Origin of the sequence: Ancylobacter sp. FA202, assembly GCF_000380205.1 — a bacterium.
Taxonomy (GTDB): domain Bacteria; phylum Pseudomonadota; class Alphaproteobacteria; order Rhizobiales; family Xanthobacteraceae; genus Ancylobacter.
Genome location: NZ_KB904818.1, coordinates 194,286 through 213,800 on the forward strand (window position 1 = coordinate 194,286; position 19,515 = coordinate 213,800).

At 67.3% G+C, this 19,515-nt stretch carries 19 protein-coding genes; 10 read left to right on the forward strand and 9 right to left on the reverse strand.

Translation table 11 applies throughout. The annotated features are described in order from the left end of the window. Positions 1–83: 83 nt before the first annotated feature. The 5 genes from carA to A3M1_RS0100820 all read left to right on the forward strand — a co-directional run bounded on the left by carA (position 84) and on the right by A3M1_RS0100820 (position 7,276). Complete coding sequence (gene carA, locus A3M1_RS0100800) at positions 84–1,286, forward strand: glutamine-hydrolyzing carbamoyl-phosphate synthase small subunit (RefSeq protein ID WP_018387044.1); 1,203 nt, start codon at positions 84–86, stop codon at positions 1,284–1,286. Between the two features lie 174 nt (positions 1,287–1,460). After that, the gene (locus A3M1_RS0100805; RefSeq protein WP_018387045.1) at positions 1,461–1,895 is read left to right on the forward strand and encodes a hypothetical protein; all 435 of its coding nucleotides are present in this window, start codon (positions 1,461–1,463) and stop codon (positions 1,893–1,895) included. A 348-nt stretch (positions 1,896–2,243) separates the two neighbouring features. Continuing rightward, complete coding sequence (carB, locus tag A3M1_RS0100810) at positions 2,244–5,564, forward strand: carbamoyl-phosphate synthase large subunit (RefSeq protein ID WP_018387046.1); 3,321 nt, start codon at positions 2,244–2,246, stop codon at positions 5,562–5,564. Between the two features lie 142 nt (positions 5,565–5,706). Continuing rightward, the gene (gene greA, locus A3M1_RS0100815; RefSeq protein ID WP_018387047.1) at positions 5,707–6,180 is read left to right on the forward strand and encodes a transcription elongation factor GreA; all 474 of its coding nucleotides are present in this window, start codon (positions 5,707–5,709) and stop codon (positions 6,178–6,180) included. A 19-nt stretch (positions 6,181–6,199) separates the two neighbouring features. Further along, complete coding sequence (locus A3M1_RS0100820) at positions 6,200–7,276, forward strand: glycosyltransferase family 4 protein (protein WP_018387048.1); 1,077 nt, start codon at positions 6,200–6,202, stop codon at positions 7,274–7,276. A gap of 59 nt (positions 7,277–7,335) precedes the next feature. On the opposite strand, the gene A3M1_RS0100825 is transcribed toward A3M1_RS0100820, so the two are convergent. From A3M1_RS0100825 to A3M1_RS0100840, 4 genes are read right to left on the reverse strand one after another with little or no spacing between them, the layout of a single operon-like run. Then, entirely contained in the window at positions 7,336–8,382 is a 1,047-nt protein-coding gene (locus A3M1_RS0100825; protein ID WP_018387049.1) for an ELM1/GtrOC1 family putative glycosyltransferase, read from the reverse strand. After that, positions 8,379–9,017 carry a methyltransferase domain-containing protein gene (locus tag A3M1_RS0100830; RefSeq protein ID WP_018387050.1) on the reverse strand — a complete coding sequence of 213 codons (639 nt, stop codon included), beginning with the start codon at positions 9,015–9,017 and terminating at the stop codon, positions 8,379–8,381. The genes A3M1_RS0100825 and A3M1_RS0100830 overlap by 4 nt, the downstream gene beginning before the upstream one ends. A gap of 2 nt (positions 9,018–9,019) precedes the next feature. Further along, positions 9,020–9,916, reverse strand: coding sequence for a glycosyltransferase family 8 protein (locus A3M1_RS0100835; protein ID WP_018387051.1), 897 nt, complete (start codon positions 9,914–9,916; stop codon positions 9,020–9,022). Next, positions 9,913–10,389: an Lrp/AsnC family transcriptional regulator gene (locus tag A3M1_RS0100840; RefSeq protein WP_018387052.1), complete on the reverse strand. Its 477-nt coding sequence runs from the start codon at positions 10,387–10,389 to the stop codon at positions 9,913–9,915. The genes A3M1_RS0100835 and A3M1_RS0100840 overlap by 4 nt, the downstream gene beginning before the upstream one ends. Before the next feature lie 284 nt (positions 10,390–10,673). Here A3M1_RS0100840 and trxB point away from each other — a divergent pair, with 284 nt between their 5' ends. Then, the gene (trxB, locus tag A3M1_RS0100845) at positions 10,674–11,654 is read left to right on the forward strand and encodes a thioredoxin-disulfide reductase (RefSeq protein WP_018387053.1); all 981 of its coding nucleotides are present in this window, start codon (positions 10,674–10,676) and stop codon (positions 11,652–11,654) included. A 47-nt stretch (positions 11,655–11,701) separates the two neighbouring features. Beyond that, entirely contained in the window at positions 11,702–12,601 is a 900-nt protein-coding gene (locus tag A3M1_RS0100850) for a LysR family transcriptional regulator (protein WP_164714572.1), read from the forward strand. A 7-nt stretch (positions 12,602–12,608) separates the two neighbouring features. Here the strand turns inward: A3M1_RS0100850 and A3M1_RS0100855 are convergent, their stop codons facing one another. The 4 genes from A3M1_RS0100855 to A3M1_RS0100870 form a co-directional block, all read right to left on the reverse strand. Beyond that, positions 12,609–13,127, reverse strand: coding sequence for a DUF2380 domain-containing protein (locus A3M1_RS0100855; protein ID WP_245261539.1), 519 nt, complete (start codon positions 13,125–13,127; stop codon positions 12,609–12,611). A gap of 345 nt (positions 13,128–13,472) precedes the next feature. Next, entirely contained in the window at positions 13,473–14,471 is a 999-nt protein-coding gene (msrP, locus tag A3M1_RS0100860; RefSeq protein ID WP_018963930.1) for a protein-methionine-sulfoxide reductase catalytic subunit MsrP, read from the reverse strand. Positions 14,472–14,637: 166 nt separating this feature from the next. Beyond that, positions 14,638–15,129: a DUF992 domain-containing protein gene (locus A3M1_RS0100865; protein ID WP_018387057.1), complete on the reverse strand. Its 492-nt coding sequence runs from the start codon at positions 15,127–15,129 to the stop codon at positions 14,638–14,640. 108 nt (positions 15,130–15,237) lie between these two features. Continuing rightward, the gene (locus A3M1_RS0100870) at positions 15,238–16,440 is read right to left on the reverse strand and encodes a pyridoxal phosphate-dependent aminotransferase (protein ID WP_018387058.1); all 1,203 of its coding nucleotides are present in this window, start codon (positions 16,438–16,440) and stop codon (positions 15,238–15,240) included. 145 nt (positions 16,441–16,585) lie between these two features. On the opposite strand from A3M1_RS0100870, the gene A3M1_RS0100875 reads away from it, so the two are divergent. The 3 genes from A3M1_RS0100875 (at position 16,586) to A3M1_RS0100885 (ending at position 19,124) form a co-directional block, all read left to right on the forward strand. Next, the gene (locus A3M1_RS0100875) at positions 16,586–17,227 is read left to right on the forward strand and encodes a glutathione S-transferase family protein (RefSeq protein WP_018387059.1); all 642 of its coding nucleotides are present in this window, start codon (positions 16,586–16,588) and stop codon (positions 17,225–17,227) included. Between the two features lie 174 nt (positions 17,228–17,401). After that, complete coding sequence (locus A3M1_RS0100880) at positions 17,402–17,758, forward strand: hypothetical protein (protein WP_018387060.1); 357 nt, start codon at positions 17,402–17,404, stop codon at positions 17,756–17,758. Between the two features lie 226 nt (positions 17,759–17,984). Next, positions 17,985–19,124, forward strand: a complete 1,140-nt coding sequence (locus tag A3M1_RS0100885) for a PQQ-dependent sugar dehydrogenase (RefSeq protein ID WP_018387061.1) — start codon at positions 17,985–17,987, stop codon at positions 19,122–19,124. A 3-nt stretch (positions 19,125–19,127) separates the two neighbouring features. Here A3M1_RS0100885 and A3M1_RS0100890 read toward each other — a convergent pair whose 3' ends face one another. Continuing rightward, positions 19,128–19,484: a DMT family protein gene (locus A3M1_RS0100890; protein WP_018387062.1), complete on the reverse strand. Its 357-nt coding sequence runs from the start codon at positions 19,482–19,484 to the stop codon at positions 19,128–19,130. Positions 19,485–19,515: the final 31 nt, after the last annotated feature.

Genomic DNA, 19,515 nt, shown 5'->3' on the forward strand with positions numbered 1-19,515 from the left:
GTAGCCCAGATACGCAGCGGCAAGGCTGGCATCCGGCGCGGCAACGGACTAATTAGGGCACGAGATGACAGGGAACAAGATCAATGAACGGTAGCGCTGAACAGCACTCCGGCGACGACGTGTGGGCCGAGCCGCTCCCGACCGCCATCCTCGTTCTTGCCGACGGCACCGTGCTTGAAGGCTTCGGCCTCGGCGCCACCGGCCATGCGGTCGGCGAAGTGTGCTTCAACACCGCCATGACCGGCTATCAGGAAGTGCTGACCGATCCGTCCTATGCCGGGCAGATCATCACTTTCACCTTCCCCCATATCGGCAATGTCGGCACCAATGAGGAGGATGTCGAGACCATCTCGATGGCCGGCGCCTCCGGCGTGCGCGGCGTGGTGCTGCATTCCGCCATCACCGACCCGTCGAACTACCGCGCCACCCGGCATTTCGATGCCTGGCTGAAGGCGCGCGGCATCATCGCCATCTCCGGCATCGACACCCGCGCCCTGACCGCACTCATCCGCGACGGCGGCATGCCGAACGCGGTCATCGCCCATGCCGCCAACGGCCAGTTCGACCTGCCGGCGCTGAAGGCGGAAGCCGCCGCTTGGCCCGGGCTCGAGGGCATGGACCTGGTACCGATGGTCACCTCCGCCCAGCGCTTCACCTGGGACGAGACCACCTGGAGCTGGCCGGAGGGCTATGGCCGGCAGACCGCCCCCGCCCACCATGTCGTCGCTGTCGATTACGGCATCAAGCGCAACATTCTGCGCCTGCTCGCCCGCGCCGGCTGCCAGGTGACGGTGGTGCCCGCCACCACCTCGGCGGAAGAGATCATGGCTCTCCAGCCGGACGGCGTGTTCCTCTCCAACGGCCCCGGCGACCCGGCGGCGACGGGCGAATACGCCGTGCCGGTGATTCGCGAGATCATCGCCCGCGGCGTACCGACCTTCGGCATCTGCCTCGGCCACCAGATGATCGGCCTCGCGGTCGGCGGGCGCACGGTGAAGATGCACCAGGGCCATCACGGCGCGAACCATCCGGTGAAGGACAACACGACAGGCAAGGTCGAGATCACCTCGATGAATCACGGCTTCGCTGTCGACCGCGACAGCCTGCCGGCTACCGCCACCGAGACGCATGTCTCGCTGTTCGACGGCTCCAATGCCGGCATCGCACTGTCCGACAAGCCGGTGTTCTCGGTGCAGTATCACCCCGAAGCCAGCCCGGGCCCGCAGGACAGCCACTATCTGTTCGACCGCTTCGTCGAGATGATCGCGAAGAACAAGGCGGCCTGAGCCGTCTTTGCGCTGAACCGTGCCGGCGGCTGCGCCGGCAAGGTCATTGCGCTTGCATGGGGGCCTGTCACCATGCGGGCGGCGCGCGGCGGCATTGCGGGGGCCCTGCCGGTGCCGCGCGCTCGCCCGATGCGGCGACGCGCCAAGCGCCGCCGCTTTCGGAGGAGCCCCGCCATGAAGCCCCCCCTGCTGCTTGCCTCGCTGACCCTCGCCCTGCTGCCGGCCGCTACCGCCCGCGCCGACACGGTGCCCAGCCTCATCGGCACCTGGGCGCTCGCCGACGAGGCGTTCGCCGCCTCGCGCGCCGGCTCCGGCAACAAATATTTCGACGATCTGCCCAAGCCCACCTTCGGCACGCCCGACCAGGCCTTCACCTACACGATCGAGGCGCAGGACGGCCGTGCCTTCCATGGCGTCGCCACCGGGCCGCAGGGCAAGAGCGAGGCCATCGTCGGCGTCATCCGGTTCGACAACAAGGAAATCCTGATGTCCGGCGACAGCGGCACGGTGGAAGGCCGCCTTGTCGACGACAAGCTCGAACTCTGCTGGATCGATAGCCTGCCAAAGTGGAACGCGGTGTCCTGCGGGCTGTTCAAGATGACCAAATAGAACAGGGGACGCCCCGGGGCGGACGATATGCGGCGCGCGGCTGCTCTCGGCCAGCCGCCGCCTGCACTCGGGCAACAAGGACACAAAACGACGCGCGGGACATACCCTCCGCCATCGTGTTCGGCCGAAGAGCCGCGTGGCCTGTGGAATTCATGCGCCCCGTGCGTCGACTGCAGGGCTTAAAGGCACCCGCGCCCTTCCCCCCCGAGGGAATCTGCGTTAAGGGAAGCCCCCAATTGCGGGGCGTGACCTCGCCCAGAAAGTTCAATCCGGGTCCGCCCAAGGACGCGTCGCACAGCGCGTCCTTTTTTGTGCGCCCGGACCAATGCGCGAGCCGCACGGGATCCGATGCCGAAACGCACAGATATCTCCACCATCCTCATCATCGGCGCCGGCCCCATCGTCATTGGGCAGGCCTGCGAATTCGATTATTCCGGTACCCAGGCGTGCAAGACGCTGAAGGCCGAGGGGTATCGGGTCGTGCTGGTCAATTCCAATCCAGCAACGATCATGACCGACCCGGATCTGGCCGACGCCACCTATATCGAGCCGATCACGCCGGAGATCGTCGCCAAGATCATCGCCAAGGAGCGCCATGCGATCCCCGGCGGCTTCGCTCTGCTGCCGACGATGGGCGGCCAGACCGCGCTCAACTGCGCGCTGTCACTGCGCAAGATGGGCGTGCTGGACGAATATGATGTCGAGATGATCGGCGCCACCGCCGAGGCCATCGACAAGGCCGAGGACCGCGAGCTTTTCCGCGACGCGATGACCAAGATCGGCCTCGACACGCCGCGCTCGCGCCAGATCAAGACCCTGCCGCAGGCGCTGGAAGCGCTTGATGAGGTCGGCCTGCCGGCCATCATCCGCCCGAGCTTCACCATGGGCGGGCTCGGCGGCGGCATCGCCTACAACAAGTCGGAATATATCGAGATCATCGAGCGCGGCATCGACGCCTCCCCCACCAATGAAGTGCTGGTGGAAGAGAGCGTGCTGGGCTGGAAGGAGTATGAGATGGAGGTCGTCCGCGACAAGGCGGACAACTGCATCATCGTCTGCTCCATCGAGAACATCGACCCGATGGGCGTACATACCGGCGATTCCATCACCGTCGCCCCGGCGCTGACGCTGACCGACAAGGAATATCAGCGCATGCGCGACGCCTCGCTCGCCGTGCTGCGCGAGATCGGCGTCGAGACCGGCGGCTCCAACGTCCAGTTCGCCATCGACCCGGAATCGGGTCGGATGATCGTCATCGAGATGAATCCGCGCGTCTCGCGCTCCTCGGCGCTGGCCTCCAAGGCGACGGGCTTCCCCATCGCCAAGGTCGCCGCGCGCCTTGCGGTCGGCTACACGCTGGACGAGATCGCCAACGACATCACCGGCGGCGCCACCCCGGCCTCGTTCGAGCCGACCATCGACTATGTCGTCACCAAGATTCCGCGCTTCGCCTTCGAGAAGTTCCCCGGCGCCGAGCCGACGCTGACCACCTCGATGAAGTCGGTCGGCGAGGCGATGGCCATTGGCCGCACCTTCCAGGAATCGCTGCAGAAGGCGCTGCGCTCACTGGAGACCGGCCTCACCGGCCTCGACGAGATCGAGATCGAGGGTCTCGGCCTCGGCGACGACAAGAACGCCGTGCGCGCGGCGCTCGGCACCCCCACCCCGGACCGCCTGCTGAAGGTGGCGCAGGCGATGCGTCTCGGCCTCGACGACGAGGCCATCCATGCCGGCTGCAAGATCGACCCGTGGTTCCTCGAACAGATCCGCGAGATCGTCGACACCGAGGCCAAGGTGCGCGCCCACGGCCTGCCGAAGACGGCGGGTGCCTTCCGGCGCCTGAAGGCGATGGGCTTCTCGGATTCGCGCCTCGCCGGCCTTGCCCGGCTTTCCGAGGCCGAGGTCTCCGAGCGCCGCCGGGCGCTGGACGTGCGCCCGGTCTATAAGCGCATCGACACCTGCGCCGCCGAGTTCGCCGCCCCCACCGCCTATATGTACTCGTCCTACGAGATGCCCTTCGCTGGCGTCCCGGCCGACGAATCGCGCCCGACGGACGCAAAGAAGGTGGTCATCCTCGGCGGCGGCCCCAACCGCATTGGCCAGGGCATCGAGTTCGACTATTGCTGCTGCCATGCCGCCTTCGCGCTGAAGGAGGTCGGCTATGAAACCATCATGGTCAACTGCAACCCGGAGACCGTGTCGACCGACTACGACACCTCCGACCGGCTGTATTTCGAGCCGCTGACCGCCGAGGACGTGCTGGAGATTCTGGAGCGCGAGCGCTCCAACGGCACGCTGCACGGCGTCATCGTGCAGTTCGGCGGCCAGACCCCGCTGAAGCTCGCCCGGGCGCTGGAAGAGGCGGAGATCCCGATTCTCGGCACCTCGCCCGAGGCGATCGACCTCGCCGAGGACCGCGACCGCTTCAAGACCCTGCTCGACAAGCTGAAGCTGCGCCAGCCGGCCAACGGCATCGCCTATTCGGTGGAGCAGGCCCGGCTGGTGACGGCCGAGCTCGGCTATCCCCTTGTCGTGCGCCCCTCCTATGTGCTGGGCGGGCGGGCGATGCAGATCATCCATGAGGAGAGCCAGCTCGGCGACTACCTGCTGGAGACGCTGCCGGGTCTGGTGCCGAACGATATCAAGGCCCGCTACCCCAACGACAAGACCGGGCAGATCAACACGCTGCTGGGCAAGAACCCGCTGCTGTTCGACCGCTATCTCTCGGACGCCATCGAGGTGGATGTCGACTGCCTCGCCGACGGCACCGACACCTTCGTCTGCGGCATCATGGAGCACATAGAGGAAGCCGGCATCCATTCCGGCGATTCGGCCTGCTCGCTGCCGCCCTACTCGCTGTCGCCTGAAATGATCGCGGAACTGGAGGCGCAGACCCGCAAGATGGCGCTGGCGCTCGGCGTCGGCGGGCTGATGAACGTCCAGTACGCGATCAAGGACGGCAAGATCTTCGTGCTGGAGGTCAATCCGCGCGCCTCCCGCACCGTGCCCTTCGTCGCCAAGGTGGTGGGCCAGCCGATCGCCAAGATCGCCGCCCGCATCATGGCTGGCGAGCCGCTGGCCTCGTTCGGGCTAAAACCCTTTGCCGGCGACCATGTGGCGGTGAAGGAGGCGGTGTTCCCCTTCGCCCGCTTCCCCGGCGTCGACACGGTGCTCGGCCCGGAAATGCGGTCCACCGGCGAGGTGATGGGTCTCGACAAGTCCTTCGCCGTCGCCTTCGCCAAGAGCCAGCTCGGCGGCGGCACCAAGGTGCCCACCTCGGGCACGGTGTTCATCTCGGTGCGCGACGGCGACAAGTCCCGCATTCTCGACGCGGCGCGGCTTCTTGTCTCGCTCGGCTTCAAGGTGATCGCCACCTCGGGCACCCAGCGCTTCCTGGTGGAGAACGGCGTGCCCAGCGCCAAGATCAACAAGGTGCTGGAAGGCCGCCCGCACATTGTCGACGCGATCAAGAATGGCGAGGTCCAGCTGGTGTTCAACACCACCGAGGGTGCCCAGGCGCTCGCGGACTCGCGTTCGCTGCGCCGTGCCGCCCTCTTGCATAAAGTGCCGTACTACACCACGCTGTCCGGAGCGATTGCGGCGGCGCGCGGGATCAAGGCCTATATTGGCGGCGATCTGGAAGTGCGGGCCCTGCAGGACTATTTCTAGACCGGCCGAACCTGACGGCGCCTCGCGGCGTTAGGAGCCGGACAACGGATAAGCCCGCGCGGGTGGTTCGATCGAGGCCGAGGTGGCCCGATCTTCCGCCCGCGGGGGCTTCGTTTGCTTTTGGGAGGTCAAGAACAGACCAATGGAAAAGATTCCGATGACCGCCGGCGGCCACGCCGCGCTGGAAGAAGAACTCAAGCGCCGCCAGCAGGTCGAGCGCCCGCGCATCATCGAGGCCATCTCGGAAGCGCGCGCCCATGGCGACCTGTCGGAGAATGCCGAATATCACGCTGCCAAGGAACAGCAGGCGCTCAACGAGGGCCGCATCGCCGAGCTTGAGGACAAATTGTCCCGCGCCGAGATCATCGACGTGGCCAAGCTGACCGGCGACACCGTGATGTTCGGCGCCACGGTCAAGCTGATCGACGAGGACACCGAGGAAGAGCGCGTCTGGCAGATCGTCGGCGACATGGAAGCCGACGCCAAGGCGGGGCGCATTTCCATCTCCTCGCCCATGGCCCGCGCGCTGATCGGCAAGAAGCTCGGCACGTCGGTGGAAGTGGTGACGCCCAAGGGCGCCCGCTCCTACGAGATCGCCGCCGTCCGCTTCGCCTGAGCACGGACGCAGGCCCGACATGACGGAGAAGGCGGCGATCGATCCGGCACGGCTCGAAGTCGTGGCGCCGAATTTCAAGCGCCGCCTCTCCGGCGTCACCTCGACGCTGGAGCGCGTGCTGCCCTTTCAGGCGCGCTCCATCGGCATCGCCGCCTTCGGCCCCGGCCTGGCGGACAGCGTGCCGCGCATCGGCGTGGCCGACCTCAGCCATTTCTGGCGCCGGCCGGCCCGCCGCCCCACCCGCATCTGGCACGCCCGCCGTAATGTCGAGATGCTCGCCGGCGTGGTGCTGCGCGATCTGCTGCGGATGAAGCTGAGCCTCGTCTTCACCTCCGCCTCGCAGCGCTGGCATACGCGCTGGAGCCGCTTCCTCATTTCCCGCATGGACGCGGTGATCGCGACCTCGGAGAAGACGGCGGGCTATCTCCAGCGCCCCTCCACCGTCATTCACCACGGCATCGACATGGACAGCTTCGCCCCCGCGCCCGACAAGGCGGCGGCGCGGCGGGCGGTGGGCCTGCCGGATGATCTCAGGATGATCGGCTGCTTCGGCCGCATCCGCGCCCAGAAGGGGACGGACGTGTTTGTCGACGCGCTGATCCGCGTGCTCCCCGACCATCCCGACTGGGGCGGCGTGGTGCTGGGGCGGGCCACCGGCGCGCACACCGCCTTCTTCGCCGATCAGCGCGCCAAGGTGGAGAAGGCCGGTCTCGCCGACCGCATCCTCTTCCCCGGCGAGGTCGCGACCTCCGACATCGCGCTGTGGTACCGAGCGCTCGACCTCTACGTCGCCCCCCAGCGTTGGGAAGGCTTCGGCGTCACCCCGCTGGAGGCGATGGCCTGCGCCGTGCCGGTCGTCGCCACACAAGTCGGCGCCTTCGAGGAACTGGTGGTGGAGGGGACGACCGGCGCCATCATCCCGCCCGGCGATGTCTTGGCGATGGCGGCGGCGGTGACGGCCTTCGTGACGTTGGACGATGCCCACCGCGCCGACATGGCGGCTGCGTCGCGCCAGCATGTCGTCGACAACCATTCTATCGCCACCGAGGCCGAGAAGATCAACGCGGTCTACGAGAAGGTCTGGGCGGCGGCCTAGGGCGTTTTCGAGCGAAGTGACGACCGGCTCGCGTGAAGAAAACGCGACAAAACAGAGAATTAGATCGCTGGTGCGTCCAGACCCAGCACCGGGGCGACGATGCCAGCGATCTCGCCGCGCACATCGAGCGTCGGCGGATCCAGCTTGATCAGCGTGCCGGCGAATTGCGCGGCCGTCACCGTGCCGAGCGGCAGGATGGCGAGGCTCGGGCCAAAGGCGGGCGCGGCCCAGCTCTTCGCCGCCCAGGCCGAGATCGCCTCGCTGGCATAGCCGTCATGCACCTTGGCCGAGCGCAGGCCGATGACGGGGCGCTTGGCCGTCAGCCCCTCGACCAGCATGCTCATCGAATCTTCCGTCACCACCACCGCATCGGCGCCGAACAGCGCCCGCACGGAGCCGGGCCCGGCATTGCGGTAGTCGATGAATTCGGCCAGCACGCCCTCCCCGGCCAAAGCCGCGAGGCGCTCCCCGACTTCATCAGGCGTGCGGCGCGAGGTCGTCACCCGCCAGCGCACGCCATGCTCCTTCGCCACCGCGCGAACCAGCGCGATCAGCGCATCCCATTCCTTCGCCGGCCATTCCTTGCGATAGGCAGTGCCGCCGACCAGCAGCGCGATTTCTGCCCCCCGGAGATCGGCAAGTGTCGAAAGCCGGCGCGGGGCGGGGTAGTCGGCGGGATCGACGATGGAGGGAATCGGCGCCCAGGCCGAGCGCGGATTGCCCGCCGCGCGTGGCGAGGCGACGATCATCAGGCTGACCTCGCGCGTGTCATAGCCGCCGATGCCGCCGGAATAGAGAAAGGGCACGCCACCGAAGAACCGACTGAGCAGGATTCCCGCCGCGATGGTCGGCCGCCCCGAGCCGATGATGACATCCGGCTTATCGAGGCTCTCCGCCGCGATGGCGTACATGGATTTCAGCCAGTAGCGGGCGTCGCGGCCGTAGCGGCGCATGACGATCTTGCGCACGTCGTCATGGGCGAACCAGGTCGGGCGGATATCGAGCCGCGCCACCTCGGTGGGCGCGAGACGCCCGACCGCCCGCGCGACGCCTTCCGCCTGGTTGAAATGCCCCGGCTTCTTGTCGCGCAGGACCAGCAGCTTCACCGGGCGGCTCCGCGCGGCTTCGTCCCGAACAGCTTGCGATGCGCCGAGCGGGTCAGCTTCTGCGTGCGGTAGATCACCCGTTCGCGCGCCCGCACGGCAAGGCCGGTGAACCCCCTCACCTCGCCGTCCCAGGTCTTGAAGGCGACGCGGGCGCGGCGATGGATCGGCATCTCGCGAATGGTGGGGAAATGCGGCTTCAGCCGCGCCAGCCACCAGTCCGCGCCATGCTGCGACACATGGGCGTTGCGCCCGTCGGAGAGCAGCATCTTGGCCGGGCCGATGTCGATGACGAACAGCGCATCGCGCGCGGATGCGGCGATGGAGGCCAGCACCGCGTCGATTTCCTCGTCCGGGATATGCTCCATCACGTCGACATTCACCGCCAGCTCGACCCGCCGGTCCGGCAGGGTCGAAATGGCGGGGATGGCGGGGTCGTAGCGGTGGATCTCGCCGATCCCCGCCTTGGCGGCGATGAGGAAGGCGAGGTTGCTCTGGCCACAGCCGAAATCGATCAGCGAGGCCGGCTTCAGCGCCAGGATGTGCGGCAGCATGTCGGCCAGCGCGTGGCGGGCGGTGGCGCCGTAGCGATGGCGCGCATGCAGCTTCGCATATTCGTCGACGAGGCTATGTGCCATCCCTAGGCTCCGAAAAGGCGTCGCTTGAGCTTGCCGAAGAAGCGCCGCAACTTGCGCGCCCGCTTCTCGACCTTGCGGCCGAACCGGGTCTTCAGCGGCGCATGCGCAAAGGGCGTGCCGGCGCGATAGGCAAGGAACAGGTCGCGCGCGGGGTGGTTGCAATCGGTGTAGTTGGGCTTCACCTGGCCGATGAAGTGGATGATCCGGGCCTCCTGCCAGATGGCGGGATCGTCGGTGTAGATGCCCTTCTCCAGCCGGCGGTGCAGGTTCCAGCTCTCATCGAGCGGCAGCCATTCGCCCTGCAGGGCGCCGTTCAGCGCGTCCTGGTCCATCATCGGCAGGCTCGGCCGCGAGGCGATGAAATCGAGCGTCCGCTCCGTCAGCCGCTGGGCGCGCCAGGCCTCCAGGTCGATCAGCAGCACGCCGCTGTTGAAATAGCGCATGGCATCCGGCAGGCCGATGTCGCGATTGCGCTTGGCATGGCGCTCGGGCACCTGATGGGCGATGTCGTCCACCGCCGCCAGCGCGAAGCCCTGCATCGGCAGGTCGGCCAGCGGGGCCAGCGAGGCGTTCACCAGCGTGTCGCAATCAATGTAGAACAGCCGCCCCGTCGCCTGCGACAGGCTCAGCGGCATGAGGATGCGGGCATAGGCGGTGCGTGAGAGGTGGTGGTTGACCGGCCGCGCCGCGAAGTGGCGGACCATGTCGTCGCTCATGTCGACGAAGTCGATATTGTCGAAGCCATAGGCGGCGGCGAGGCGCGTCTTGTCCTCCTCCGACACACGGTCGCAGAACACGCAGACCCGGTCGAAGCTGCCGCCGGCCTTGTCGGCGAGCGAGGCGAGCATCACCCCGGTCAGCTCGACATAGGCGGTATCGGTAGCGGTGGCGACGATCACCGGGTTTCCCCTTCCATCGGCACCACCGCCGCGTCCTTGGACTGCTGCAGCGTGAGCGCGGTCTTCACATTGCGCACATTGGGCGCACCGGTGAGTTCCAGCACGAAGTTCTGGAAGGTGCGCAGGTCAGGGGCGACGCAGAGCAGGATGAAGTCGGTTTCGCCTGACAGCATCCAGCACGCGCGCACCAGCGGCCAGCGCTCCACCTGCGCGGCGAAGGCGGAAAGGTCGCCCTCGGCCTGGCTGATCAGGTGCACCATGGCGAAGGCCATCAGGTCGAAGCCGAGCTTCTTCTCGTCAAGAAGCGCCCGGTAGCCCTTGATGATGCCTTCCTCCTCGAGCGAGCGCACGCGGCGCAGGCAGGGCGGGGCGGAAATGCCGACGCGCTGCGACAGCTCCACATTGGTGATGCGGCCATCGCCCTGCAGCTCGCGCAGAATGTTCCAGTCGATCGCGTCGATGCGGCGAACCAAGCGGGGTCTCCGTTTCCGGCGGCCGGGGCGGCGCGCCTGCGGCAGCGCGAGGAGTGCGGCGGCCGCGAGAGCAATTATCTTGCGCGCGAGCCTCGCGCAATCTTCCTTATGGAAAACTAATGGATAGAAGGCCGCTGCCTTGCGGTTGCCCAGGTCAGCCCCTACATTTTCGCATGGCTGCCGGGGCGGCCTTTGCAGCGCGCGCAGGCGCGGGCCCCAGCAGCGTCTCCACAGCCGGATCGTCCCGCCCGGCGAATCGTTCGTCGCAACACAGTGAGCCTGCCATGTCGGCCCCCTCCGCCAGCCCGGCCAACCACGTCAAGGTCCTCATCATCGGTTCGGGCCCGGCCGGCTATACCGCCGCCGTCTATGCCGCGCGGGCCATGCTGGAACCGGTGCTGATCCAGGGCATCCAGCCCGGCGGACAGCTGACCATCACCACCGATGTCGAGAACTATCCCGGCTTCGCCGATCCGATCCAGGGCCCGTGGCTGATGGAGCAGATGCAGGCGCAGGCGGAGAAGATGGGCACCCGCATCGTCAACGACCTGGTGACGCGGCTCGACCTGTCCCGCCGCCCCTTCCGCGCCGAAACCGATTCCGGCACGGTGTGGATCGCCGAGACCATCATCCTCGCCACCGGCGCGCAGGCGCGCTGGCTCGATCTCGAATCCGAGCAGGCTTATCGCGGCCACGGCGTTTCCGCCTGCGCCACCTGCGACGGGTTCTTCTATCGTGGCAAGGAAGTCATGGTCATCGGCGGCGGCAACACCGCGGTCGAGGAAGCGCTGTTCCTCACCAATTTCGCCTCCAAGGTCACGGTCGTACACCGGCGCGACAGCTTCCGCGCCGAGAAGATCCTGCAGGAGCGCCTGTTCGCCCATCCCAAGGTGGAGGTGGTGTGGAACGCCGCCCTGCATGAGGTGAAGGGCCAGCACGAGCCGCCGAAGGTGACGGGCGTGGTGCTGAAGGATGTCGCCACCGGCGCGCTCTCCGAGCGTCCGGCCGATGGCGTGTTCATCGCCATCGGCCATGCCCCGGCAACCGATCTGGTCCAGGGCCAGCTCACGCTGAAGCCCAGCGGCTATGTCTGGACGGCGCCGCACTCCACCCAGACCTCGGTGGAAGGCGTGTTCGCCGCCGGCGACGTCGCCGACGATATTTTCCGCCAGGCGGTAACCGCCGCCGGCATGGGCTGCATGGCGGCGTTGGAGGTCGAGCGCTTCCTCGCCGTCCGCGAGCCGCTCGCGCAAGCCGCCGAATGAACGAGGGCCCTCGCCGGATGGACAACAAAGCCAATCGCGCTCGCGACATGGACTGGGACAAGCTCAAAGTGTTCCATGTCGCGGCGGAGGCGGGGTCGTTCACCCATGCGGGTGAGGCGCTCGGCCTGTCGCAATCGGCGGTGAGCCGGCAAGTTTCGGCGCTGGAGCAGGAACTCAACATCCCGCTGTTCCACCGCCATGCGCGCGGGCTGATCCTGACCGAGCAGGGCGACCTACTCTACCGCACCGCGCATGAAGTGTTCATGAAGCTGGAAGCGGCGCGGGCCAAGCTGACGGATTCGCGCGAGAAGCCGAACGGCGAACTGCGCGTCACCACCACCATGGGCCTCGGCACCCATTGGCTGACGGCGCGGATCGGCGAGTTCCTCGAACTCTATCCCGATATCCGCATCACTCTCATTCTCACCGATGACGAGCTCGATCTCGCCATGCGCGAGGCCGATGTCGCTATCCGCCTGCGCCAGCCGGTGCAGCCGGACCTGATCCAGCGCAAGCTGTTCACCGTGCATTTCCATGCCTTCGCCTCGGCGGAATATCTCAAGCGCAACGGCCATCCGCGCACACTGGACGAGCTGGACAAGGACAAGCACCGCATCATCCTGCTCGGCGGGCCCATCCCCTCCTATTTCCAGGGGCTGAACTGGCTGGAGCGCGCCGGGCTGGAAGACGACCAGGAGGGCCGCGTGCCCTCGCTCTCGGTCAACAACGTGCTCGGGCTGAAGCGGGCGGTGGAACGCGGCGTCGGCATCGGCATCGTGCCGGACTATCTGCTGGAAGACTCCGCCACGCTGGTGCAGCTTTTCCCCGAACGCACCACGCCGACGCTGGAAGCCTATTTCGTCTACCCGCAGGAAATGCGCTCCGTGGCGCGCATCCAGGTGTTCCGCGACTTCCTTGTCGCCAAGGCGCAGCGCTGGAGCTTCTGAGCGCCGCTCAGCGGGGAGGCAGTTGCTCGGCCACCTCGCGGGCGACATAGGCGCCGGCGTGGCGCCAGCCCTCGTCATTGTCGCCGCGAAAGCTCAGCAGACGCTCGAACACGAGCTTGCCGTTCGCGGCATCGAGCACCGCCACCCGCATCGACAGCACCAGCGTGCTCATCTTGTGCACGCTTCCCACCAGCAGGAAGCCGGCCCCCGCCTGCCGTGCCCGCTGGCGCAGCGTCTCGACCCCTTCCGCATCCAGCCGGCAGGCGCCCTCGCAGGGAAGAGCCAGCATGTCGAGGCTCGCCGCACGCGCGATGTCGGCTCGCACCTCCCGGGTGAGCGAAAGGCGCCGCGCCTCGTGGTCGCGGCTCTGGTCACGCGCCTCGCCGGACGAATCGGTGAAGCCGATATCGGCGACCGCGACCCGCGCCGCCTCCGCCGCGCACGCGGCCCCAGCGGGCGCCAGCGACATCAGGACCGCGATCAGAACAGGGGCACGGTGGCACGTAGCGGCGCTAAAGACGGGCACGGCGTGTCCTCCATCGGGGCTGCGCTGGCGCAGCGTTGCAGTGATGACGCGCGTTTCAGTCGACTTCATCATGCACACGCGGCGACTCGGAGGTAATCGCGGCGCCCAATTCGCAGGCATGACAGGCGTGCGAAACGCCCGATGCAATTACGCATGCCTGCTATGCAGGCATACATTATTGCAGAGTGCCCGCGATGTGAGCATATGAACCCCAGACACCGAGGCGCCTCGCGTTTCGGCTGTTCCCCTCTGGAAGGTTCGCTGCTTCGGCAGCGAAAACTTAAGGCCGGGCCCTTTTGGGACCCGGCCTTTTTTCTGTGCCGCGGCGGCAGCGGGCCGCTCACCTCACATGAACAGCTTCTCGCCCGAAAGCCCCTTGTAGAGGCCGGCGACCTCTTCGCCATAGCCGTTATAGATCAGCGTCGGCCGGCGCTCTCCGGTGCCGATGTCGCGCTCGCTGGCCTGGCTCCAGCGGGCATGCGGCACCTCCGGGTTCACGTTCGCCCAGAAGCCATATTCGCGGCCCTGCACCTGCTCCCACAGCCCTACCGGCCGCTCGGCCACGAAGGAGATGCGGACAATCGACTTCACCGATTTGAATCCGTATTTCCATGGCACGGCGAGGCGCAGCGGCGCGCCGAACTGGTTGGGCGCCGGCTTGCCGTAAATCCCGGTGACGAGGAAGGCGAGGTCGTTAGTGGCCTCCGCCATGGTGAGCCCGTCGAAATAGGGCCAGGGGTAGATGAAGCGGCGCTGGCCCAGCGCCACTTCCGGATTCATGAAGGTCTCGAAGCGCACATATTTGGCGCCCGAGAGCGGCTTGGCATAGGCGACGAGGTCCTTCACCGCGAAGCCGGTCCACGGCACCGTCATCGACCACGCCTCGACGCAGCGGTGGCGGTAGATGCGTTCTTCCAGCGCCATGGCGCGGATGAGATCGTCGATGCCGACCTCGCGCGGCTGCTCGACCAGCCCATCGATCTTCACCGTCCAGGGCCGGCGCGGCATGCGCGCCGCCACGTCGGCGATCTGGTAGCCGGAACGCTCCGAGCCGAACTCATAGAAATTATTGTAGTTGCCGGAAATCTCCTCCGGCGTGATCGGCCGGTCGCCGGCGGTGAAGGCGGGGTTCTTCTTCGCGGGATAGAGATCCCTGGTCGGGTCATTGGCCGGGTCGCCCACCGCCGGGGCGGCATCGGCGAAGGGGGAGAGCGCGGCGGACAAGCCCGCGACGCCGAGCAGGCCCACCCCCGCGCCGAGCAAATTCCGGCGGGAGAGATAGGTGGCTTCGGGCGTGACCGCGCTCTCTGGCAACTCCCAGGACCGGCGACGGCGTATCGGCATAGCGGACTCCTCTTGAGTGACGAGGAGAGTACGCTGGAACCGGGTGGTTTATTTCAGCCGCTCTTTCAACTTCTCGTGCAGAAAAGCAAAAGGCCCGACGGCGGTGCCGACGGGCCTTCAGCAAAATTACGCCGCCCGCAGGCGGGCATCGGCTTAGAGCATCAGCTCACTTGGAGACGAGGCGCAGGTCGCCCACGCCGAGGGCGACATTCACGCCCGTCTGGCCTTCGACGCTGAGCGGCTGCAGGGCGATGGTCTTGTTGGAACCGCCGACCAGCACGTTGCCGGCCACGCCGACGCCGAGCGCGACGCTGCCGGACACGCCGACATAGGTGCCGTCGAGATCAGACGAGCGCACGCCCTTGGTGGGGGCCAGCACGGTCCACAGCAGGATGTTGCGGCCGGTCACGCCGAGATCGAGGCCCCAGCGGCGGATCGAGCCCTCATAGGCGTACTTCTTGCCGCGGGCCGTGGTGAAGGTGCAGTCGAGCGTGCGCTTGGAACCAATGATGAAGCTCACCGACTTCGACCCGGCGCAGGCGAGCGAGCCGACTTCAACCCTCTTGGTCTGGGCCGAGGCGGGCGCGGCGGCGAGGGTGGCGGCGCCCGCGACAAGCGCAGAGGCGAGCAGCCCGCGCGACAGAACAGTACGGAACATTCAAATCTCCTGAAGATGACGCGCGACCGGCTCACGGGAACCGGCGCCCCCGCCCTAAGGCGCTTGCCGACCGGGGCGCGTCTCCCGGCCGGTCAATATCATTCTACCTCAGCGGAGAGAGCCGCAGAAGCGCTGGATTCGCAGGCACGCCTCCTCCAGATCCTTGGTGGAGGTGGCGTAGGAGATGCGGAAGGCCGGGCCGAGGCCGAAGGCCGAGCCATGCACCACCGCGACGCCCTCGGCCTCCAGAAGCTCGGAGGCGAAGGCTTCGTCATTGTCGATAACCTTGCCGGCCGGCGTGGTCTTGCCGATCAGCCCGGCGCAGGACGGGTAGACATAGAACGCACCCTCCGGCTTCGGGCAGGTGAGGCCGGAGGCCTGGTTGAGCATCGAGACCACGAGGTCGCGGCGCTCCTTGAACACCTTGTTGTTGGCGACGATGAAGTCCTGCGGGCCGTTCAGCGCCTCGACCGCCGCCCACTGGGCGATGGAGTTGGGGTTGGACGTCGACTGCGACTGCAGCGTGCCGATCGCCTTGATCAGCGCCTCCGGGCCGGCGGCGTAGCCGATGCGCCAGCCGGTCATGCAATAGGCCTTGGAGACGCCGTTCATGGTGAGGGTGCGATCATAGAGCGCCGGCTCGACCTGCGCCGGGGTGACGAATTCGAAATCGTCATAGACCAGGTGCTCATACATGTCGTCGGTAAGAACCCAGACATGCGGGTGCTTCATCAGCACGTCGGTGAGCGCCTTCATCTCGGTGCGCGAATAGGCCGAGCCGGTCGGGTTGGACGGCGAGTTGAAGATCAGCCACTTGGTCTTCGGGGTGATCGCCGCTTCCAGCATTTCCGGCTTCAGCTTGAAATTGTCCTCAAGCTTCGTCTCCACCGGCACCGGCGTGCCGCCGCAGAACTGCACGATGTCCGGGTAGCTCACCCAGTACGGCGCGGGGATGATGACCTCGTCGCCCGCATCAAGGGTGGCCACCAGCGCGTTGAACAGCACCTGCTTGCCGCCGGTGCCGACCGTGACCTGGCTCGGCTTGTAGGTGAGGCCATTCTCGCGCTTGAACTTGGCGACGATGGCCGCCTTCAGCTCGGGAATGCCGTCCACCGCGGTGTAGCGGGTCTGGCCGTCGCGGATCGCCTTGATCGCGGCTTCCTTGATGTTGTCCGGCGTCTCGAAATCGGGCTCGCCGGCCGCGAGCGCGATCACGTCACGCCCGGCCGCTTTCAGCTCCCGCGCCTTGTTGGAAATGGCGATGGTCTGGGAGGGATTGATGCGCTTCAGGGCGGCGGATATCAGGCTCATGGCCGGTTTCTCCCTTGAGGGTTTTGCGCGCGACAACTAGTCGAGCCCTTGCGCCCCGGCAAGCGATTCCCTACCTCCGGGCGTCACGAGGGCCACGTTTTCCTGACGCGGCCGCGATCCAGACCGTTCTGCCGGAGTTTGCTGCATGCTCAAGATCTATGCCATGCAGAGTTCCGGCAATTCCTACAAGGTGCGGCTGCTGCTCGCCCGGCTCGGCCTGCCCTTCCAGCTCATTGATGTCGACCTGCTGCGCGGGGAGAACCGCACCCCGGATTTCCTGATGAAGAACCCGGAGGGCCGGGTGCCGCTGCTGGAACTGCCGGGCGGGCGCTATCTGCCCGAATCCAACGCCATCCTGTTCTACCTCGCCGACGGCACGCCCCTGTTGCCCAACGATCCGCTGGGCCGGGCGGAGACGCTGCGCTGGATGTTCTTCGAGCAGCACAGCGTCGATTCCTCGATCGGGCTGGCGCGGTTCTGGCTCAAGCTGGTGCGCGGCGGGCGCGATCTGCGCACCCACGACATCGACCGGTGGATGGAGGAGGGCTATGCCGCGCTGGGCGTGATGGAGCGTCATCTGGCGCGCCGCCCCTTCGTGGTCGACGGCACGCTGAGCATCGCCGACCTCGCCCTTTATGCCCACATCCATGTGGCGCGGGAGGGCGACTTTGACCTCGCCACCTTCCCGGCGGTGCGGGCCTGGCTGGCGCGGGTGGCGGCGCAGCCCGGCCATGTCGGCATGGAGTGGCGCCCGGAGCACGCCGCGCCCCGGGCCGACAGCGCCTGAGCCCCGGGGTTGTCGCGCCTTGACCCTGGTTAACGCGCCTTAACCGGTTGCCGTGAAATGGCCTCGAAATGGCACCGGGTTGCACAAAGTGGCGTCCACGCGGAGCCGCCTTCCCCTCCCAAGTTACCGTCATCCAAAGGGGCAGCAGCCCGGACGGACCGAAGGGGTTTCGCCATGCCGGACAAGACCATGCCGAACCAGACAATTGCCGCCGCGCCCCGCGCCGGCGACGTTCTTGCCACCCGCCACACCGCCGGCCGGCGGCTGCGCCGCGCCGCGATGGAAGCGGGCGTCGTGCTGTCGCTGACCTTTGCCATCATCGCCGTGCTGTGCCTGTTCGGTTTGCAGCGGGCTTCCGCCTTCGAGGTCGTCCACGCGGCCTCGGAGGAGCGCCTCGCCATTGGCGCGGTGCTGCTGGCGACGTTTGTCGGCCTGTGCGGCCTCACCACCTTCATGCTGCGCAACACCTTGCAGACATCCGGCGCGCTGAGCGCCGACGAGCCGCGCGGCAACCGCGGGCGCCGGGGCTGAACGCCCCGGATTTTGCCGGCGCGGCAGCGCCTTTCCGCCGCGCCGCGATCGCCTGACGGCGGCATTTCCCTAACGGCATCGTGCGTGCGGCGGCGGTTGGCCTGCCGGGCCGGGTGTTCTAACCATACGGCTCGCAACCGAACCCCGGAGCGCCGCCGTGAGCCGCCACCCTTCTGCCCCGCCCCGCCCCGACACTCGCCGCGCGACACGCGCTGCGGCCTGCGTGATGGCTCTGCTGCTTGCGGCGAGCGGCGCCCCGGCGGCCGCGCAATCGGCTACGGGCGAGCCGGTCGAGGCCCCCTCCTCCATCGGGCCGCTCAGCGTCGAGACGGTCGCCAGCGGGCTGCACAGCCCCTGGGGCCTCGCCTTCCTGCCCGATGGCCGCATGCTGGTGACCGAGCGGCCCGGCCAGTTGCGGATTGTCAGCCGCAGCGGCACCGTCTCGGCGCCGGTTGCCGGCGTGCCCCCGGTACTGGCGCGCGGACAGGGCGGGCTGCTCGACGTGGCGCGGGCGCCTGACTTTGCCGATAGCCGGCTTGTCTTTCTCACCTATGCCGAACCACGCGAAGGCGCTGCCGGCACCTCGGTGGCGCGGGGCCAACTGGTGGAGCAGAACGGCGATGCCCGGCTGGACAATGTCGAGGTGATCTTCCGCCAGTCGCCAGCGGCCAGCGGCGGCAATCATTTCGGCTCGCGCCTCGTCTTCGCCCGCGACGGCACGCTGTTCGTCACGTTGGGCGACCGCGCCTCGCTGCGCGACCAGGCGCAGAACCTCACCAACCATATCGGCAAGGTGGTCCGCATCGCCCCCGATGGCAGCGTGCCCGCCGACAACCCGTTCCGGCAGCAAAATGGCGCCCGGCCGGAAATCTGGAGCTATGGCCACCGCAATGTGCAGGGCGCGGCGCTCGACCCCGCCACCGGGCTCCTGTGGACCATCGAACATGGCGCGCGCGGCGGCGATGAGCTGAACCGCCCGGAAGCGGGCAAGAACTATGGCTGGCCGGTCATCACCTATGGTCGCGACTATTCCGGCGCCAAGATCGGCGAGGGAACGGAAAAGGCGGGCCTGGAACAGCCGGTGAAATACTGGGACCCGTCCTTCGCACCCTCGGGCCTCGCCTTCTACACCGGCACGCTGATGCCGCAGTGGAAGGGTGACCTGTTCACCGGCGGGCTTGCCGGCGCGCGGCTGGTGCGCCTGAAGCTCGACCCGGCGCGCCAGAGCATCGCCCAGGAGGAAATCCTCCTCGCCGATCTCGGCGAACGCCTACGCGACGTGCGCCAGGGCCCGGACGGCGCGCTGTGGCTGCTGACCGACGACCCCTCGAACGGCCGCCTGCTGCGCCTCGCGCCGGCCGAGTGAGGGTCATGACCACTTCTGGAAGATGAAAAACGCGCCGAGCGCGATGAGGGCGAAGCCGATCAGGTGGTTCCAGTGGAAGGGCTCCTTCAGCCAGAGCACCGAGAAGCCGGCGAACACCACCAGGGTGATGACCTCCTGCATGGTCTTCAGTTCCACCGTCGAATAGGTGGCGGAGCCATAGCGATTGGCCGGCACGGCGAGGCAGTACTCGAAGAAGGCGATCCCCCAGCTCACCAGAATGGCGAGAAGCAGCGGCGACGATTTGTGCTTGAGGTGGCCATACCAGGCGAAGGTCATGAAGATGTTGGAGGCGACGAGAAGCAGGATCGGCGTCAACGCCGGGGGGATGAAGCCGAACATGCGCGGTTCCGTCGATTGAGGATAATAAAGC

What these genes read in the sequence shown, in the direction of transcription:
- carA (WP_018387044.1), top strand. Translation starts at nt 84, where the DNA reads ATGAACGGTAGCGCTGAACAGCACTCCGGCGACGACGTGTGGGCCGAG.
- A3M1_RS0100805 (WP_018387045.1), top strand. Translation starts at nt 1,461, where the DNA reads ATGAAGCCCCCCCTGCTGCTTGCCTCGCTGACCCTCGCCCTGCTGCCG.
- carB (WP_018387046.1), top strand. Translation starts at nt 2,244, where the DNA reads ATGCCGAAACGCACAGATATCTCCACCATCCTCATCATCGGCGCCGGC.
- greA (WP_018387047.1), top strand. Translation starts at nt 5,707, where the DNA reads ATGGAAAAGATTCCGATGACCGCCGGCGGCCACGCCGCGCTGGAAGAA.
- A3M1_RS0100820 (WP_018387048.1), top strand. Translation starts at nt 6,200, where the DNA reads ATGACGGAGAAGGCGGCGATCGATCCGGCACGGCTCGAAGTCGTGGCG.
- A3M1_RS0100830 (WP_018387050.1), bottom strand. Translation starts at nt 9,017, where the DNA reads ATGGCACATAGCCTCGTCGACGAATATGCGAAGCTGCATGCGCGCCAT.
- trxB (WP_018387053.1), top strand. Translation starts at nt 10,674, where the DNA reads ATGTCGGCCCCCTCCGCCAGCCCGGCCAACCACGTCAAGGTCCTCATC.
- A3M1_RS0100850 (WP_164714572.1), top strand. Translation starts at nt 11,702, where the DNA reads ATGGACTGGGACAAGCTCAAAGTGTTCCATGTCGCGGCGGAGGCGGGG.
- msrP (WP_018963930.1), bottom strand. Translation starts at nt 14,471, where the DNA reads ATGCCGATACGCCGTCGCCGGTCCTGGGAGTTGCCAGAGAGCGCGGTC.
- A3M1_RS0100865 (WP_018387057.1), bottom strand. Translation starts at nt 15,129, where the DNA reads ATGTTCCGTACTGTTCTGTCGCGCGGGCTGCTCGCCTCTGCGCTTGTC.
- A3M1_RS0100870 (WP_018387058.1), bottom strand. Translation starts at nt 16,440, where the DNA reads ATGAGCCTGATATCCGCCGCCCTGAAGCGCATCAATCCCTCCCAGACC.
- A3M1_RS0100875 (WP_018387059.1), top strand. Translation starts at nt 16,586, where the DNA reads ATGCTCAAGATCTATGCCATGCAGAGTTCCGGCAATTCCTACAAGGTG.
- A3M1_RS0100880 (WP_018387060.1), top strand. Translation starts at nt 17,402, where the DNA reads ATGCCGGACAAGACCATGCCGAACCAGACAATTGCCGCCGCGCCCCGC.
- A3M1_RS0100885 (WP_018387061.1), top strand. Translation starts at nt 17,985, where the DNA reads ATGGCTCTGCTGCTTGCGGCGAGCGGCGCCCCGGCGGCCGCGCAATCG.
- A3M1_RS0100890 (WP_018387062.1), bottom strand. Translation starts at nt 19,484, where the DNA reads ATGTTCGGCTTCATCCCCCCGGCGTTGACGCCGATCCTGCTTCTCGTC.